Annotated in this window: 12 protein-coding genes; 9 read left to right on the forward strand and 3 right to left on the reverse strand. The window is 62.3% G+C overall.

Annotated features, from left to right (window positions below):
• The first annotated feature begins 445 nt into the window (after positions 1–445).
• On the forward strand, positions 446–838 hold the full coding sequence (locus QD208_RS01105) for a DUF4168 domain-containing protein (protein WP_043333741.1): 393 nt from the start codon (positions 446–448) through the stop codon (positions 836–838).
• Between the two features lie 153 nt (positions 839–991).
• Here QD208_RS01105 and QD208_RS01110 read toward each other — a convergent pair whose 3' ends face one another.
• On the reverse strand, positions 992–2,581 hold the full coding sequence (locus tag QD208_RS01110) for a BCCT family transporter (RefSeq protein WP_043333742.1): 1,590 nt from the start codon (positions 2,579–2,581) through the stop codon (positions 992–994).
• A gap of 420 nt (positions 2,582–3,001) precedes the next feature.
• Between QD208_RS01110 and QD208_RS01115 the strand changes: the two genes are divergently transcribed.
• The 3 genes from QD208_RS01115 (at position 3,002) to QD208_RS01125 (ending at position 8,289) form a co-directional block, all read left to right on the forward strand.
• Complete coding sequence (locus tag QD208_RS01115; RefSeq protein ID WP_279835323.1) at positions 3,002–4,765, forward strand: NADH-ubiquinone oxidoreductase-F iron-sulfur binding region domain-containing protein; 1,764 nt, start codon at positions 3,002–3,004, stop codon at positions 4,763–4,765.
• Positions 4,762–7,788: a molybdopterin-dependent oxidoreductase gene (locus tag QD208_RS01120; protein WP_279835325.1), complete on the forward strand. Its 3,027-nt coding sequence runs from the start codon at positions 4,762–4,764 to the stop codon at positions 7,786–7,788. Before QD208_RS01115 ends, QD208_RS01120 begins: the two co-directional genes overlap by 4 nt.
• A 261-nt stretch (positions 7,789–8,049) precedes the next feature.
• On the forward strand, positions 8,050–8,289 hold the full coding sequence (locus QD208_RS01125) for a hypothetical protein (protein ID WP_043333148.1): 240 nt from the start codon (positions 8,050–8,052) through the stop codon (positions 8,287–8,289).
• A 127-nt stretch (positions 8,290–8,416) separates the two neighbouring features.
• Here the strand turns inward: QD208_RS01125 and QD208_RS01130 are convergent, their stop codons facing one another.
• Together QD208_RS01130 and QD208_RS01135 are read right to left on the reverse strand one after the other, a co-directional pair.
• Positions 8,417–9,997 carry a BCCT family transporter gene (locus tag QD208_RS01130; protein WP_043333147.1) on the reverse strand — a complete coding sequence of 527 codons (1,581 nt, stop codon included), beginning with the start codon at positions 9,995–9,997 and terminating at the stop codon, positions 8,417–8,419.
• 232 nt (positions 9,998–10,229) lie between these two features.
• Positions 10,230–10,859, reverse strand: a complete 630-nt coding sequence (locus QD208_RS01135; protein WP_052384477.1) for a flavin reductase family protein — start codon at positions 10,857–10,859, stop codon at positions 10,230–10,232.
• A 1,510-nt stretch (positions 10,860–12,369) separates the two neighbouring features.
• On the opposite strand from QD208_RS01135, the gene cyoA reads away from it, so the two are divergent.
• From cyoA to cyoE, 5 genes are read left to right on the forward strand one after another with little or no spacing between them, the layout of a single operon-like run.
• Positions 12,370–13,338 (forward strand): ubiquinol oxidase subunit II, encoded by a 969-nt coding sequence (gene cyoA, locus QD208_RS01140; RefSeq protein ID WP_082388205.1) that lies wholly within the window; start codon positions 12,370–12,372, stop codon positions 13,336–13,338.
• Positions 13,339–13,341: 3 nt separating this feature from the next.
• Positions 13,342–15,351: a cytochrome o ubiquinol oxidase subunit I gene (cyoB, locus tag QD208_RS01145; RefSeq protein WP_279835327.1), complete on the forward strand. Its 2,010-nt coding sequence runs from the start codon at positions 13,342–13,344 to the stop codon at positions 15,349–15,351.
• A gap of 2 nt (positions 15,352–15,353) precedes the next feature.
• Positions 15,354–15,980 carry a cytochrome o ubiquinol oxidase subunit III gene (gene cyoC / locus QD208_RS01150; protein ID WP_043333145.1) on the forward strand — a complete coding sequence of 209 codons (627 nt, stop codon included), beginning with the start codon at positions 15,354–15,356 and terminating at the stop codon, positions 15,978–15,980.
• Positions 15,977–16,306 (forward strand): cytochrome o ubiquinol oxidase subunit IV, encoded by a 330-nt coding sequence (cyoD, locus tag QD208_RS01155; protein WP_043333144.1) that lies wholly within the window; start codon positions 15,977–15,979, stop codon positions 16,304–16,306. The genes cyoC and cyoD overlap by 4 nt, the downstream gene beginning before the upstream one ends.
• Positions 16,307–16,319: 13 nt before the next feature.
• Positions 16,320–17,174, forward strand: a complete 855-nt coding sequence (gene cyoE, locus QD208_RS01160; RefSeq protein ID WP_043333143.1) for a heme o synthase — start codon at positions 16,320–16,322, stop codon at positions 17,172–17,174.
• Positions 17,175–17,197: the final 23 nt, after the last annotated feature.

A 17,197-nucleotide genomic window follows, 5' to 3' on the forward strand; every position in this document is an offset into this window, starting at 1 on the left:
TCCTTCAAGACTAAGACAGTCGCCGAGAGTTTGCTGCCCGTTGGCGCGCGATTTATGTGGTACTTCACGACATGCCGCCCTCATTCAGCCTGTGAAAAGGCCAATGGCGACATGCCGATAGCGGCGGCGGCAGGTGACATGCCTGTCTAGAGCGCGTAGCGAGCGCAGAGGCATGTCTGTATCGAGGGCGGGTCGAGTGCGTGGCGGACAGACTTCACGCGTCTTGCTGCAGATATTTTCACAATCGTGGTGCAAGCTGTATGCGCGTCCAGCCGTCATGACGCCCGCCATGCGCGGCCCCGCGGTTTTTACGTTGCTGATCTGCGACTCATGTAACTCTGGCGATACAGAATGTTTTCAAAGAGTTGCATGAAAAAATGAACATCCTGTCGTCAGGCCCGTCTGAGTTAGGGCAAACACTTATTGATCACTGCTGGAGGCTGCAATGAAACGGATGACTGCATACATGACGGCTGCCCTGATTTCCGCGGGCATGATGTCGGCACCGGCGTTCGCTGCTGACGCACCGGCCCAGGGTCAGTCTACTGCCCAGGCGGCACAGGCTCAGGCTGGCGATTTCACTGACGCTCAGCTGGAACAGTTCGCTGCGGCCTCTCAGGACATCGCACGCATCTCTCAGGAATTCGCCGGCAAGCTGCAGAAAGCCGACGACGAGACTGCCAAGCAGAGCGTGCGTCAGGAAGCCAACGACGAGATGGTCAGCGCTGTCGAAGACTCCGGTCTGGAAGTCGCCACCTTCAACTCCATCGGTCAAGCGGTCCAGAACGACCCGGACCTGATGAAGAAGGTGCAGAAGCTGGCTCAGGAAAACTCCTGATCTCGCCTGGATGACGTTCGGGTCATCCAATGAAAACGCCGCCCCCGGTTGCCGGGGGCGGCGTTTTTTTGTGCCCATGTCTTGCGGCCTGTCAGTCAGTACCGCCTTGGTCAGTAAAGCTTTGGTCAGTAAAGCTATGGTCAGCGCCGCATGTCAGGCGCCGGCGACCGGACGAATGAGCATGTCCTGTGCCTTCTTTTCCTGCATCAGGCCACGGAACAGCGAATAGCACATCACCAGCAGTACCAGCGTGAACGGCAGCCCCGTGGCGATGGCGCCCGCCTGCAGCGAGCCCAGCGCAGCGCTTCCGCCGCCATAGAGCAGGGCACCGGCGATCAGGCCTTCCATCGCTGCCCAGAACATGCGCTGGCTGATCGGTGCATCCACCTTGCCGCCGGCGGTGATCGAATCGATCACCAGCGAACCGGAATCCGAGGAGGTCACGAAGAACACCAGTACCAACAGGATGGCGATGAAGGACGCCACACCGGACAGCGGCAGGTTGTCGAGCATCTGGAACATGGCCAGCGACACGGAATCGATGCCATTGGCCAGCGCGCCGACGCCATTGATGGCCTGTTCCAGTGCGGTACCGCCGAAGACTGACATCCACACGATGGTGACGAGTGTCGGCACCAGCAGCACGGCGGTGACGAATTCGCGTACGGTGCGGCCGCGCGAGACACGTGCGATGAACATGCCGACGAACGGTGACCAGGAAATCCACCACGCCCAGTAGAAGACGGTCCAGCCGTGGAACCAGCTTTCATCGGGGCGGCCGATCCAGTTGGACAGCGGCAGCAGATATTCCACATAGCTGAGGGTGGTGGTGCCCAGGCCCATGAGAATGGCGAGTGTCGGCCCGAAGATGAGGATGAAGATGATCAGGACAGCGGCGATGATCATGTTGATGTTGGAAAGCAGCTTCACGCCGCCATCCAGGCCACGACTGACCGAGTAGATGGCCACCAGCGTCACCAGGATGATGATCGCGATCTGGGTCGGCAGGCCATCGCCGACGCCGAACAGATAGTCCAGCCCCGATGCTGCCTGAGCGGAGCCCAGCCCCAGCGAAGTCGCCAGACCGAAGATGGTCGCCAGCACGGCGAGGATATCGACGATATGCCCCATCCAGCCCCAGGTGCGCTCACCGAGTATCGGGTAGAACGCCGAGCGGATGGTCAGCGGCAGGCCCTTGTTGTAGGTGAAGAAGGCCAGCGACAGCCCGACCACGGCGTAGATGGCCCAGGGATGCAGGCCCCAGTGATACATGGTGGCGCCCAGCGCGGCGCGTGCTCCTTCCGGCGTCCCGGCGGGTGCGTTCAGTGGCGTGCCGTACCAGTCGGTGTAGTAGGCCACCGGTTCGGCGACGCTCCAGAACATCAACCCGATGCCCATGCCAGCGGCGAACAGCATCGCGAACCAGGAGCGTGTCGAGAACTCGGGCTTCGCCTTCTGACCGCCCAGGCGCAGCTTGCCCACCGGGTGCACGATCAGCAGCAGGCAGAACAGCACGAAGAGGTTGCCGGCCAGCATGAACAGCCAGTCGCCATGTGCGATGGACCAGGCCTTGGCGCCGCCCAGGGCACTTTCCGCGCCCGCTGGGAAGAGGATGGCAAACAGGATGAAGCTGACGATCAGCACGGCGCTGATCGCGAAGACGGGGTTATGAACATCGAGACCCATGACCTGGACATTGTCCTGGCCGATCTCGTAGTCCGTGTCATACGGATTCGATGACATGTGGTGACCTCATGTTGTTATTGGTGTCGCCAGCCGGGCAGGGCAGCTGGCGTGAAGCGAGGTGTTGTCGTGGGTGTCTCCCGGGGCTGCGATGTGGGAAGGGGGTGGAATGGCAATCCGGAGCGCGGTGGCGAGTCTGACTGCGGGGCAGGTCGCCACCGGCCCTCGTGATTGTGTGAGGGCTGGGCGAGAGCGAGTTAGCTGGATACGACGCCGGCATATGCGTGACTGACACAGGGGGCGATTCAGCGCTCAGAGCGGTTGTCGCAGGTGTGCCCGCTTTGTAGATTGCGATCTACAGTGAAGGAAAGTGGTGCGTACTCCCTGACCGCGCACCACTTTCGCGCCCGAGACTTCACTCCTCGCGCGATACGCCAGTCCTTGCCTGCTCCTGCCCAATAACAACACCGTGGTGCCGCCATGACGCCTGAGACCCTGACCGAGCCGACACCTGTCGCTCGCCGCCGTTCGCGCAGCCAGTTGCGCGGCCGTCCGCTGGATGCCGAGGCCTGGGCCGAGGTACAGCGCCTGCTGGGCGATGCCCCGGCGCAGCGTGACTTTCTGCTCGAATATCTGCACGTGCTCAATGATGAGGTCGGCTACCTGACGCTGGCCCATCTGCGCGCGCTGGCCGAGTGGATGCGCCTGCCGATGGCCGAGGTCTACGAGACGGCCACCTTCTATGCCCATTTCACCGTGGTTCGCGATGGCGAGACGCCGCCCGCGGCGCTGACCGTGCGCGTCTGTGATTCGCTGTCCTGCCAGCTGGCCGGCTCCGAAGCCTTGCGCGCCGGTCTCGCCTCGGGGCTGGACCCCGAACAGGTGCGCGTGCTGCGTGCGCCCTGCATGGGGCGCTGCGACAGTGCGCCGGTGGCGGAGGTCGGGCATTACCATCTCGGCCACGCCAGCGTGGAAGGCGTCACGGCGGCGATTGCCGAAGGCCATGTGCATGCCGCGCCGGCAGCGAGTCTCGACTATCCGCGGCTGGCGGAATATCGCGCCAGTGGCGGCTATGGGCTGCTCGCCGCGCTGGATGGCGGTGAGGTCAGCATCGATGACCTGGCGCAGATGATCGAACAGGCCGGATTGCGTGGCCTGGGCGGGGCGGGTTTCCCGACGTTTCGCAAGTGGGGCTTCGTGCGCGCCGAGGCGGGGCCGCGCTATTGCGTGATCAATGCCGATGAAGGTGAACCCGGCACCTTCAAGGACCGCTGCTATCTGGAGCGTGAGCCGCACACCTTCCTCGAGGGCGCGCTGGCCAGTGCGCATGCCATCGAGGCCGAGGCGCTCTACCTCTATCTGCGCGACGAATACCCGACCCTGAATGAGGTGCTGCGTGACTGCATTGCGGAGCTGGAAGCCGCAGGCCTCGTCGCGCCGGGCTATATCCAGCTACGGCGTGGCGCCGGCGCCTATATCTGTGGCGAGGAATCGGCGCTGATCGAGTCGCTGGAAGGCAAGCCCGGCAAGCCGCGTCAGCGGCCGCCCTTCGTGGCGCAATGTGGCTTGTTCGGTCGCCCGACCCTGGTCAACAACGTCGAGACGGTCTATTGGATCGCGCGGCTTCATCGTGAAGGCCATGACCACTACGTTGCGGCCGGGCGTCAGGGACGTCAGGGGCTGCGCAGCTTCTCGCTCTCCGGGCGCGTCAGACGCCCGGGCATGTATCTGGCACCGGCTGGCATCACGCTCAGCGAACTGGTCGAGGAATATGGCGGCGGCATGGCCGACGGCCATCGCCTGCGTGCCTATCTGCCCGGCGGGGCCTCCGGCGGCATTCTGCCGGCCAGCAAGGCGGACCTGCCGCTGGATTTTGACACCCTGCAGGCCCACGGCTGCTTCATCGGCTCGGCCGCGGTGGTGGTGCTGTCGGATAAGGACGACCTGGCGGCGGTGGCGCGCAATCTGACGAGCTTCTTCATGGACGAGTCCTGCGGCCAGTGCACGCCGTGTCGTGTCGGCACGCGCCAGATGCTGGCGGCGCTCAGCGGCGATGAGTGGGATGAGACGCTGCTGACGCGCTTGTCGCAGGTGATGATGGACGCCTCGATCTGTGGGCTCGGTCAGGCCGCGCCCAATCCGGTGCTCGGCCTGCTCAAGGACTTCCGGGAGACCCTCGCCAGCAGCGGGGTACGCTTGATCGCCACGAGCCATGCGGCTGACAGCACGGGAGGTGAGGCATGAAGGCGCTGACAGGATTGGGCAACTCATCCTCGGATGAGCAGCCGCTGCGCGAGGATGGCTTCACCATCACGCTGGATGGCGCCGAGGTGACGGCCTATCCCGGCGAGACGCTGTGGAAGATTGCCAAGCGTGCCGGCGAGACGATTCCCCACCTCTGCTACAGCGAAGCGCCGGATTATCGCGGCGATGGCAACTGTCGCGCCTGCATGGTCGAGATCGATGGCGAGCGCACCCTTGCTGCCAGCTGCATCCGCGAGGCGCGGGCGGGCATGGTGGTGCGCAGTGCCAGCTCGCGACGTGCCGGCGGGGCGCGCGCGATGGTGGTGGAGCTGCTCGCCGCCGACATGCCCGCCGAGGCGCACAACCCCGATGTCAGCAGCCACTTCATGGCGATGGCCGAGCTGCTGGCGGTGGATGTCGGGCACGCGCGCGAGACCCTGGGCGGTGCCCGCGAGACGGTCCGAGAGTGGCTGGGGGATACGGTGGAGGAGTGGTTGCCGATGCAGGCCAGCGCTCTCGATTACTCCCACACCGCGATGGCGGTCAATCATGATGCCTGCATCAGCTGTGGCCTGTGCGTGCGCGCCTGTCGCGAGGTGCAGGTCAATGACGTGATCGGGCTGGCGGGGCGCGGCAGCAATACGCGTATCGTGTTCGATCTCGAGGACCCGATGGGCGACAGCACCTGCGTCGCCTGCGGCGAGTGCGTACAGGCCTGCCCGACCGGCGCTCTGATGCCCGCCGCCCAGGTGGATGAGCAGGGCTTCGGCGACAGCGCCGCCGTCGATGAGCGCGTCGCCTCCATCTGCCCGTACTGCGGCGTGGGCTGTCAGCTGGAGTATCAGGTCAGTCGCGGCAGCGGCGAGGCATTGAGTGTCGAGGGTCAACCGGTCGCGACCCTGGCGGATGCCCAGCAGAGCGTGGCGGACGGCGACTCCCTCAAGACTGACAAGCGCCGGCAGCGCGTCGCGGATACGCGGCTGGACAACATCATCGCGGTCAGTGGGCGCGACGGGCCATCCAACCACGGCCGGCTGTGCGTTAAGGGGCGCTTCGGCTTCGATTATCCGCGCCATCCGGAGCGCCTGATCCGCCCCCTGATCCGCCGTGACGGTGTGGCCAAGGGGCTGGATGCGAACTTTGACCCCGCCCACCCGCTGACCCACTTCCGTGAGGCCAGCTGGGACGAGGCCCTTGAGGTCGCGGCCGAGGGGCTCATGCGCCTCAAGCGCGCGCATGGCCCCGACAGCCTGGCGGGCTTCGGCAGCGCCAAGTGCACCAACGAGGAGGCGTGGCTGTTCCAGAAGCTGGTGCGCACCGGTTTCGGCTCCAACCATGTCGATCACTGCACGCGCCTGTGTCATGCAAGTTCGGTGGCGGCGCTGATGGAAGGCGTCGGCTCGGGCGGCGTGAGTGCCTCCTTCATGCAGGCCGAGCAGTCCGATCTGATCGTGCTGACCGGCTGCAACCCGGGCGTCAATCATCCGGTGGCGGCGACCTTCTTCAAGCGCGCCGCCAAGCGTGGCACGCGCATCGTGGTGATCGACCCGCGTGCGCTGGCGCTGCGTCGTCAGGCGCATCGCTCGATCCAGTTCACGCCGGGGGCGGACGTGGCGCTGTTCAATGCCATGCTCAACGTCATCATCAGCGAGGGGCTGGCCAATCAGGCCTATATCGAGGCACACACCGAGGACTTCGCCGCGCTGGCGGAGCATGTCGCGGCGCTGACGCCGGAGGCGATGTCGCCGCTGTGTGGCGTGGCGGCAGAAGAGATTCGCGCCGTGGCCCGCGAGTATGCGACCGCCAGGCGCGCGATGATCTTCTGGGGCATGGGCATCTCGCAGCACACCCACGGCACCGACAATGCGCGCTGCCTGATCGCGCTGGCGCTGGTGTGTGGTCATGTCGGGCGTGAAGGCACCGGCCTGCACCCGCTGCGCGGTCAGAACAACGTCCAGGGCGCCTCGGATGCCGGGATGATTCCGATGGTGTTCCCGGACTATCAGCCGGTGGGTGACACGGCGGCGCGCGAGCGGCTGGAAGCGCTGTGGCAGACCCCGCTCTCGGCGACGCCGGGCCTGACGGTAGTGGAGATCATGCACGCCATCCACGCCGATCAGATCCGCGGCATGTACATTCTCGGCGAGAATCCGGCGATGTCGGACCCGGATCTCGAACATGCGCGCAGCGCGCTGGCGCATCTGGAGCACCTGGTGGTGCAGGACATCTTCGTCACCGAGACGGCACAGTTCGCCGATGTGGTGCTGCCCTCGTACGCCTGGCCGGAGAAGGACGGCAGCGTCACCAATACCAACCGGCAGGTACAGCGCGGGCGGGCGGCACTGCGCGCCCCGGGCGAGGCGAAGCCGGACTGGTGGATCACCCAGCAGCTGGCGCGGCGCATGGGGCTTGACTGGGATTACGCCGGGCCGGAGGAGATCTACGCCGAGATGCAAAAGGGCATGGATTCCCTCGACAACATCGACTGGGCGCGGCTGTCCGAGGAGAACTCGGTGACCTATCCGTGCCTGACGCCGGGAGGCGAGGGCGAGGATGTGGTGTTCGGAGAGGGCTTCCCGCGCGCCAGCGGCCGTGCCCGCTTCGTGCCTACCTGGCCCACGCCGCCGGATGAGACGCTGGATGACGACTATCCGACGGTGTTGACCACCGGCCGTCAGCTCGAACACTGGCATACCGGCTCGATGACGCGCCGCGCGGCGGTGCTCGACAATCTCGAGCCGGCCGCCGTGGCCACGCTCAATCCGGTGGAGCTGGAGCGCCTGGGCATCACGCCGGGCGAGCCGCTCTCGATCACCACGCGTCGTGGCCAGATCACTCTTGCTACCCGCGCCGATCCGCTGACGCCAGCCGGCATGGTCTTCGTGCCTTTCTGCTACGCCGAGGCCGCCGCCAATCTGTTGACCAATCCGGCGCTCGACCCGGTGGGCAAGATTCCCGAGTTCAAGTACGCCGCCTGTCGTCTGGCCAGGGCCGAACCCGCCTCGGCGGGTGTGGAGAGCTGAAGCGGACATGTGAGGTGGGCATGGCAAGCGGGCTGGACCGAGCGGCCAGATCGAGGCAATAGACCGCAACCGAGCCAGACGCGCCTGACGCAAATGCCTACGCCAGTGGCGTGGGCAGGCACGCAGAGGGCGCCCCGGTCTGACCAGAATGTCGGAGACAGCCCGTCGTGCATTTCGGCTATCCTCAGAAAGGCTATGCTCAGAACAGAGTGGGTCAATACCAATGACAATGCCCGCCGTCAGCGAGCAAGGAGAATGACGATGATGATCGTGGAGCTGATTGATCACGAAGACTTTCGTGAGCGGCTGGTGGCGCTGGGCGTGCAGATTTCCGAGCATGCCTGCGCGGATACCTGCGCGCGCATGGCACTCAGAAAGCATGCCGAGGTGGGCGTGCCGGGCCTGCAGGAACTGGTGCGCGAGCTGGTGATGCACTCCGATATCCTGCTGCCGTCGGTGCGCCAGGCGCTGGACAAGTATCTGCTGCCGGGACTGCGCTAGGCGCGGCACTCCTGAAAGATTGCGCGCCGCGCGCTGACACTGATTGCCAGATGAACAAAAGGGCCTGTCGACTGACAGGCCCTTTTGCGTGGGTGCTCACTCGCCTCTTTTCACTGCGCGCAGTGGCTCAGGTCGCTGCGTTGGCGCGATCGTATTCGCGCTTCTCCCAGCGCAGACCGCGGAACAGCGAGAAGCACATCACCAGCAGCACCACCGTGAAGGGCAGTCCCGTGGAGATGGCGCCCGCCTGCAGCGCACTCAGTGCGGTGCTGCCGCCGCCATACAGCAGGGCACAGGCGATCAGGCCGCCGGCCGCTGCCCAGAAGATGCGCTGGCGCGTCGGAGCATCCTGCTTGCCACCGGCGGTGATGGAATCGATCACCAGCGAGCCGGAGTCGGAGGAGGTCACAAAGAACACCAGCACCAGCACGATGGCGACGCAGGAGGTGATGGAGGACAGCGGCAGGCTGTCGAACATCTGGAACATGGCCATCGAGGGAGTGTCGATGCCCTGGGCCAGCTCGCTGCCGGCGGCTCGTGCCTCTTCCAGTGCGGTGCCGCCGAAGACGGTCATCCACACGATGGTGACCAGGGTCGGTACCACCAGCACGGCGGTGACGAATTCGCGCACGCTGCGTCCGCGCGAGATACGCGCGATGAACATGCCGACGAACGGCGACCAGGAAATCCACCAGGCCCAGTAGAAGATGGTCCAGCTATGGAACCAGCCTTCGTCGGGGCGATCGATCCAGTTGGAGAGCGGCAGCAGATATTCCAGATAGCCGACGCTGGTGGTGCCGAGTCCGGTGATGATGTCCATGGTCGGGCCGACGATGAACAGGAACACCACCAGCAGCGCGGCCAGCATCATGTTGAGATTGGAGAGGCGTTTGACGCCGCCATCCAGGCCGCGACTCACCGAGTAGATGGCCGCGAGCGTGACCGCCACGATCACGCCGATCTGACTGACCAGCCCATCGCCGATGCCGAACAGATGGTCCAGCCCCGAGGCCGCCTGTGCCGCGCCCAGCCCCAGAGAGGTGGCAAGGCCGAACAGGGTGGCGAGCACCGCGACGATATCGATGATATGGCCGCTCCAGCCCCATACACGTTCACCCAGCAAGGGGTAGAACACCGAGCGCAGCGTCAGCGGCAGGCCCTTGTTGTAGGCGAAGAAGGCCAGCGACAGGCCGATCACGGCATACATGGCCCACGGGTGAAGCCCATAGTGGAAGACGGTGGCCGAGAGTGCCGCCGTTGCGCCTTCCGGCGTACGCGGTGGTGCGTTCAGTGGCGTGCCGGACCAGTCGGTGTAGTACGCCACTGGCTCGGCGACCCCCCAGAACATCAGGCCGGTGCCCATGCCGGCCGCGAACAGCATCGCGAACCAGGCCATCCGGCTGAATTCCGGCTTGGCGTCGCGTCCGCCCAGACGCAGGCGGCTGACCGGGTGCAGGACCAGCAGTAGGCAGAACAGGATGAAGAAGTTGCTGGAGAGCATGAACAGCCAATCACCATGGGTGATGGACCATGCCTTGGCGCCGCCCAGTGCCGACTCGGCCGACTCGGGCATCAGCAGCGTGAACAGGATGAAGCCTACGATCAGCAGCGCACTGATGGTGAAGACCGGCTTGTGGACATCCAGCCCGAGTCGCTGAACATTGTCCTGACCGATCTGGTAATCCGTCACATACGGATTCGATGACATGGAGTTACCTCGTATGTTTTCTTTCGATAGCCGCTCCTGTGGGCATCTCGAGTCAGAATGAGGGACCTTGTCCCGCCTGGTGGAAGCGTTCAGACCTTGGTCTGAAGCCTTGTGCAACATGCGCCTTTCTGCCAGTTGCAGGTGGTGGCGTCAAACCTTGAGCCATCCTTGTCGTGCGCTGAAAGGCATTGATTGTATTAAGGTTTATGGATTTCCTATCCGTGCCGGAAAGTCATTCGGGGCGCTGTAAACTGAACAGGCTATCCGTGCGTGCATAGTCACTGCCGGCCATGCGCCCGATGGCACGCAGCACCTCATTGTCGACATGCCGCCCATCCCAGACCGCTGCGTCGGCATGCATCACCACCACCTCGGCCAGCACCAGTGAACCGGCCAGCGGCTGATCACCGAACGAGATGATGTCGCGCAGTCGACAGCCGAAGGCGATCGGGGCGCCCTCCACGCGCGGGACCGCAAGCGGCGGCATGGCCACCTTGTTCAGGCCCGCGTGGGTGAACTCATCCTCGTCGGCGGCGAGACTGGCGCTGGTGAGATTGAGCGCCTCGCTCATCGCCTCGCCACCGATGTGAATGACGCATTCCGCGACCTGCCCGAGGTTGTTGAGGGTGTCCTTGGTCTTGCCTTCGCCATTGCGCAGCGGGCTGAAGGCGAGCACCGGCGGATTGATGCTGGCGATGGTGAAGAACGAGAAGGGCGCGAGGTTGGTGTTGCCTGCCGCATCGATGGTCGAGACCCAGGCGATCGGCCGGGGCGCGATGCTGCCCGAGAACAGGCGATAGAGGATGCCTGCGGGAAGCTGGTCGGCGGCGATGAGGGAATGCGTGGTCGAGGAGGCAGTCATGGTAGGGCTCTCGTTGCAGGGCTGTTGTTGTAGAGCTGTCATTGCAGAGCTGTAGCTGTAGAGCTGTCATCGCAGAGCTGTCATCGCAAAGCGGGCGTTTCAGGGCATGGCTCTCGACCCGCTCAGGCAGCATGTCGCACGGCCCTGACATTGGAGAGAGTGTGAGCCCGCCAGGCCCAGAGCCCGATAAGCCAAGAGACCCGGCAAGCCAAGAGACCCGGCAAGCCAAGAGACCCGGCAAGCCAAGAGACCGCTAGACCGAGAGCTCGAGAATCTGGCCGTCGCGGCGAGTGGCGGCCGCGAATCATCGCTGATGGGGAACGCGAATCGCGCCTGACCTCAGGCCGGTGGTGCTGGTGAAGAGAGACCTGTGTGGCCGCTGGGCGTGGAAAAGGTCCCGGGAAATTCTCCCAGATCATTGTCCCTATTTTTGGTGTGGTCAATTGTCGCAGGTCTTGACCTTTTTCGAGGATGTTGTTCCTGACGCCGCGGTCGAGTTCATTCCTTGTCTGACTCAAGTCACACAATGGGGGCGGGAAACCGGATTTTTGTGCAAAATTGGTAACCAGAAGGTTTCTGAGGTGTGTTTATTTGTGTATTTTTTATGATGGAAGGCTGGGCGTCATCTGGCGGAAAGGTGGTGAGTCCGCGTAAATGAATGACGGAAAATGACACTCATCAGGCCATTTGGTTCGGCATTGATCATGAGAATGGCATGCCAAGGTTGCGAAAAAGTGTCCCCTGTTGATCGGGAATGCCAGCATCATGTGAGACGCATCATGGTGCATTTACCTGTCAGGTAATGATCGATAATGATGCATGTTTTCTCGTCAATGAACGCCGGCCTCATACAAGTATCATGTCGGGAAAATGCCTCTCTCGCCCGGGTTGGGGGAGTACTTCAGCAACTTTTGAAAGGCTTATCGGTACAATTTTTGGCATTTAATTTCAAGCAGTGGCCATTTATTGGGTTTTTGTTGCGCAGTATCGTGTGGCGGTAGTGGTTGCTTCGACGCCACCTGGTGCGCCGATGGCGAGGACATCTGTGGGGATGCACTGAATTGTGACGCGACAAGGTCGTGATTCTCACGGGCATCATCAAGCAGGGCAGGGGGGCTGGCATCGCGGAGAAGGCCGGTGAATGACGAGCTGTCTGGCCCTGCAAGGCATGCACTGTCGCGACATCATTGCCGTGAGTGTCGGCTTCGCCACCCGATCCCGCTGCCTTAACCTCCCTCGAGCGTGAGAGAACTCATGCCGCTCAAGGCATGATTGGCGCGCACCGGATGGCCGAAGTCATCCGCATGTGGCCCCTGGTGCGTCATCCTGCCCCGTAGTCAGCCCCCCTGTCTTTTCTCTATCCTGTGCCCGCCTGCGGGAAATCTTCTGATTTCGTTCGAAAGATCGACGGCTTCCTGTTGGTCATTTCTTCGAACGCTGTGTTCCACATGTGGGCTCGTCATGACGCCATGGCGTGTTCCAACGAGGTCGTGAGATGAGAAAAAGCCTAATGCGGGGGGCTCTGCGGGGACTCCCTATCCTCGCGGGATTATTGATGCTGTCCGGCTGTGACGCCGTACTCTTCGATCCCAAGGGGCCTATCGGTGAATCCGAAAAGTCGCTGATCCTGACTGCTACCTACCTGATGCTCGTGGTTGTTATCCCGGTCATCTTCATGACGCTGTGGTTCGCCTGGCGCTATCGCGATACCAAGCAGAGCAAGGCGACCTACACGCCCAACTGGGCGCATTCCACCAAGATCGAGATCGTGGTCTGGGGCATTCCGTGCCTGATCATCCTCGCTCTGGGCATCCTGACCTGGAAGAGCACGCACGAGCTGGACCCGCGTGCCGAGATCGTCGACGGCGGTGAGCCGATCGAGGTGCAGGTCGTGTCCATGGACTGGAAGTGGTTGTTCATCTATCCGGAGCAGGGCATCGCGACGGTCAATGAACTGGCCATGCCGGTGGATCGTCAGGTTCGCTTCCACATCACATCCGACACGGTGATGAACTCGTTCTTCGTCCCGCAGCTCGGTAGCCAGATCTATGCAATGGCGGGGATGGAAAACCGTCTGCACCTGATCGGCAGTGAAGTGGGTACCTACGACGGTATCTCTGCCAGCTATAGCGGCGCCGGCTTCGCCGACATGCACTTCAAGGCGCATGTCATGAGCGAAGGCGACTTCGACGCCTGGATCGAGAAGGCACGCGGCAGCAGCAAGGTGCTGGATGACGCTGGTCTTGCCGCTCTCAAGGAGCCGAGCGAGGACGTTGCCCCGACCTTCTATGGTCAGGTCAAGCCGAACCTGTATGAGCAGATCATGGCGCCCTACATGGACGGCATGGAGCTGGGCATGAGCGATGATCAGATGCGCCACATGAAGAAGGGTGGAATGCATCACGACAGCGCCGAACACGGCATGTCCGATCATGACGCTTCTGGTCACGCTGAATCTGCGATGGCAACCGAGGAATAAGCAATGCTTGGAAAACTCACAATAGAGGCTGTTCCGTATCACGAGCCGATCATCATGATCGTGCTTGCGGCGGTAATCCTCGGTGGTGCAGCCCTTGTCGGCTTCATCACGGTAAAGAAAAAGTGGGCCTACCTGTGGAATGAGTGGTTCACCTCTGTCGATCACAAGAAGATCGGCATGATGTACATCATCGTCGCGTTGGTGATGCTGATCCGTGGTTTCTCCGATGCGATTATGATGCGTTCCCAGCAGATGCTGGCGTCCAGTGGTGGTCAGGGCTATCTGCCCCCGGATCACTACGACCAGATCTTCACTGCCCACGGCGTGATCATGATCTTCTTCGTGGCGATGCCGCTGGTCATCGGTCTGATCAACGTTGTCGTGCCGCTGCAGATCGGCGCACGTGACGTGGCCTTCCCGTTCCTGAACTCGCTCAGCTTCTGGCTGTTCGTGGTCGGCGCGCTGCTGGTCAACATCTCTCTGGGTCTGGGTGAGTTCGCCAAGACTGGCTGGCTGGCCTATCCGCCGTTGTCGGGGGCCAATTACAGCCCCGGGGTCGGGGTGGATTACTGGATCTGGTCATTGCAGATCTCCGGTGTCGGTACCCTGCTGACAGGTGTCAACTTCATCGCCACCATCCTCAAGATGCGTGCGCCGGGCATGTCCCTGATGAAGATGCCGGTCTTCACCTGGACCGCACTGTGCGCCAACGTCCTGATCGTCGCGGCCTTCCCGATTCTGACCGCTACCATCGCGATGCTGACGCTCGATCGCTACCTCGACTTCCACTTCTTCACCAATGACCTTGGTGGAAACATGATGATGTACGTCAACCTCATCTGGGCCTGGGGCCATCCTGAGGTGTACATCCTGGTGCTGCCGGTCTTCGGTGTGTTCTCCGAAGTCATCGCCACCTTCTCCAAGAAGAAGCTGTTCGGTTACACCTCGCTGGTGTGGGCGACTCTCGTCATCACCGTCCTGTCGTTCATCGTCTGGCTGCACCACTACTTCACCATGGGTGCCGGCGCTGACGTGAACGCCTTCTTCGGTATCGCGACGATGATCATCTCGATCCCGACAGGTGTGAAGATCTTCAACTGGCTGTTCACCATGTACCGTGGTCGTGTCGAAATGACCTCTCCGGTGCTGTGGACCCTGGGCTTCATCGTCACCTTCACCATCGGTGGCATGACCGGCGTTCTGCTGGCCGTTCCGGGCGCCAACTACGTACTGCACAACTCGCTGTTCCTGATCGCCCACTTCCACAACGTCATCATCGGCGGCGTGGTCTTCGGTGCGATGGCCGGTATTACCTACTGGTTCCCGAAAGCGACCGGCTTCATGCTGTGCGAGAAGTGGGGCAAGCGTTCCTTCTGGTTCTGGATCACTGGCTTCTACCTCGCCTTCATGCCGCTGTACATCCTCGGCTTCATGGGCATGACCCGTCGTCTGCAGCACGTCGACAACCCGCTGTGGGTGCCGTACCTGGTCGTCGCCTTCATCGGTGCTGTCCTGATCCTGATCGGTATCGCGTGCACCGTGATCCAGATCGCGGTCAGCATCAAGAACCGCAAGCAGCTGCAGGACACCACTGGCGATATCTGGGGCGGTCGTACCCTGGAGTGGAGCACCACTTCACCGGCACCGTTCTACAACTTCGCTCACGAGCCGCAGGTTTCCGAGCTCGACGAGTTCTGGGAAATGAAGGAACGTGGCATCGAGCAGGAGGCCAAGAAGCCTTATGCGCCGATCCACATGCCGCGCAACGCCGCTGCTGGCGTCATCATCTCCGCCTTCAGCCTGGTGTTCGGTTTCGCACTGATCTGGCACATCTGGTGGATGGCCGTGGTCGGGCTGGTCGGCATGATCGCTACCTTCATCGTGCGCTCCTTCAACTACGACATCGACTACTACGTGTCCGTCGAGGAAGTGGAGCGTGTCGAGCGTGAGGGTCGCGAGCGTCGCGCCCTGCCCAGCGCCCGCACACCTAACGACACAGTGGTTCAGGGGTAATCATGGCGAATAATGCAATGACATCTCACGATGGGGCGCATGACGCCCATGACGATCACGAGCATCACGATACCAACGGCCTGAAGGTCTTCGGTTTCTGGCTCTATCTGCTGAGCGACTGCATCCTGTTCGCGATGCTGTTCGCGGTCTACGTGGTACTGAGCCAGGCCTATGCCGGTGGCCCGACGGGCGCCGAGATCTTCGAGCTGAACTTCGTGCTGGTCGAGACCGCGCTGCTGCTGGCCTCGAGCTTCACCTACGGCCTGGCGATGCTGGGCATGAACCGCGGAGACAGCTCCGCGGTGATCAAGTGGCTGATGATCACCTTCGCCTGTGGCGCAGGCTTCATCGCGATGGAAATCTATGAGTTCTACCACCTGATCGTGAACGGCCAGGGTCCGGACAAGTCCGCGTTCCTGTCTGCCTTCTTCACCCTGGTCGGCACCCACGGTCTGCACGTGACCGTCGGTCTGATCTGGATGGCGCTGCTGATCTTCCAGGTCAAGAAGAAAGGTCTGACGGAAGTGCATCGCGGTCGTCTGATGATGCTCAGCCTGTTCTGGCACTTCCTGGACGTCATCTGGATCTGCGTCTTCACCGTCGTCTATCTCACAGGAGTGATGCTATGAGCCATTCCAACAACGACCACAACGACAATCACGGCAGCGTCAAGCAGTACGTGACCGGTCTGATTCTCTCCATCATCCTGACCATCATCCCGTTCGGGATGGTGATGATGATGGACGATCCGGGTGTCGGCGTGATCTGGGCCATCTACGGTTTCGCCATCGCTCAGGTCTTCGTGCAGCTGTACTTCTTCCTGCACTTGGACGGCTCCAAGGAGCAGAGCTGGAATGTCATGGCCATGCTGTTCACCGTGGTGATCGTGGCAATCGTCGTTGGTGGTTCCATATGGATCATGATCGAGCTGAATCAGAACATGATGCCCATCTGATAGCGTGAGCCTGATGATCAAGGACTACCTGCGTACCACCAAGCCGGGCATTATCTTCGGCAACCTGATCACCGTCAGCGGCGGCTTCTTTCTCGCTTCCGGTGGTGAGGTGGATTGGGCGCTGTTCATCGCCACCCTGGTCGGGGTGGCGTTGATCGTGGCCTCAGGCTGTGTGTTCAACAACTGCATCGATCGCGATATCGACCGCCACATGGCACGTACCCAGGGCCGTGCTCTGGTGCAGGGCGACATCTCGCTGAAGGGGGCCTTCGTCTTCGGCAGCGTGCTGGGCCTTGCGGGCTTCTGGCTTCTGGCCGCGATGACCAATCTCATGGCGATGATCGCCGTGGGGCTGGGCTTCGTGATCTACGTCGGGGCCTACAGCATGTGGCTCAAGCGTGGCTCGGTGTATGGCACCCTCATCGGCTCACTGTCCGGCGCTGCGCCGCCAGTGGTCGGCTACCTGGCCGTCACCGGTCAGGCGGACATGGGGGCGCTGCTGCTGTTGATCATCTTCAGCATGTGGCAGATGCCGCATTCCTATGCGATTGCCATGTTTCGTGTCGATGACTATCGGGCCGCCAATATTCCGGTACTCCCGGTAGCGCGAGGCATGGAGCATGCCAAGCGTGTAGTGACGGGGTACATTGCCGGCTTCATCCCGGTGTCGCTGTTGCTGACACTGTGGGGATATACCGGCATCTGGTATCTGGTAGTCGCGACCGTCACGGGTGGCTGGTGGCTGTATCTGGCCGCCTGGCGCCTCAAGGATCAGCCTGATGCCTCCTGGGCACGCAAGCTGTTCGGCTTCTCCATCATCATCGTCATGGCGCTCAGCCTGATGATGAGTCTGGACACGCAGCTGTAATCCAGCCGTAGTACCTCTCGGGT

This window comes from Cobetia sp. 29-18-1, from assembly GCF_029846405.1.
Lineage (GTDB): Bacteria > Pseudomonadota > Gammaproteobacteria > Pseudomonadales > Halomonadaceae > Cobetia > Cobetia amphilecti.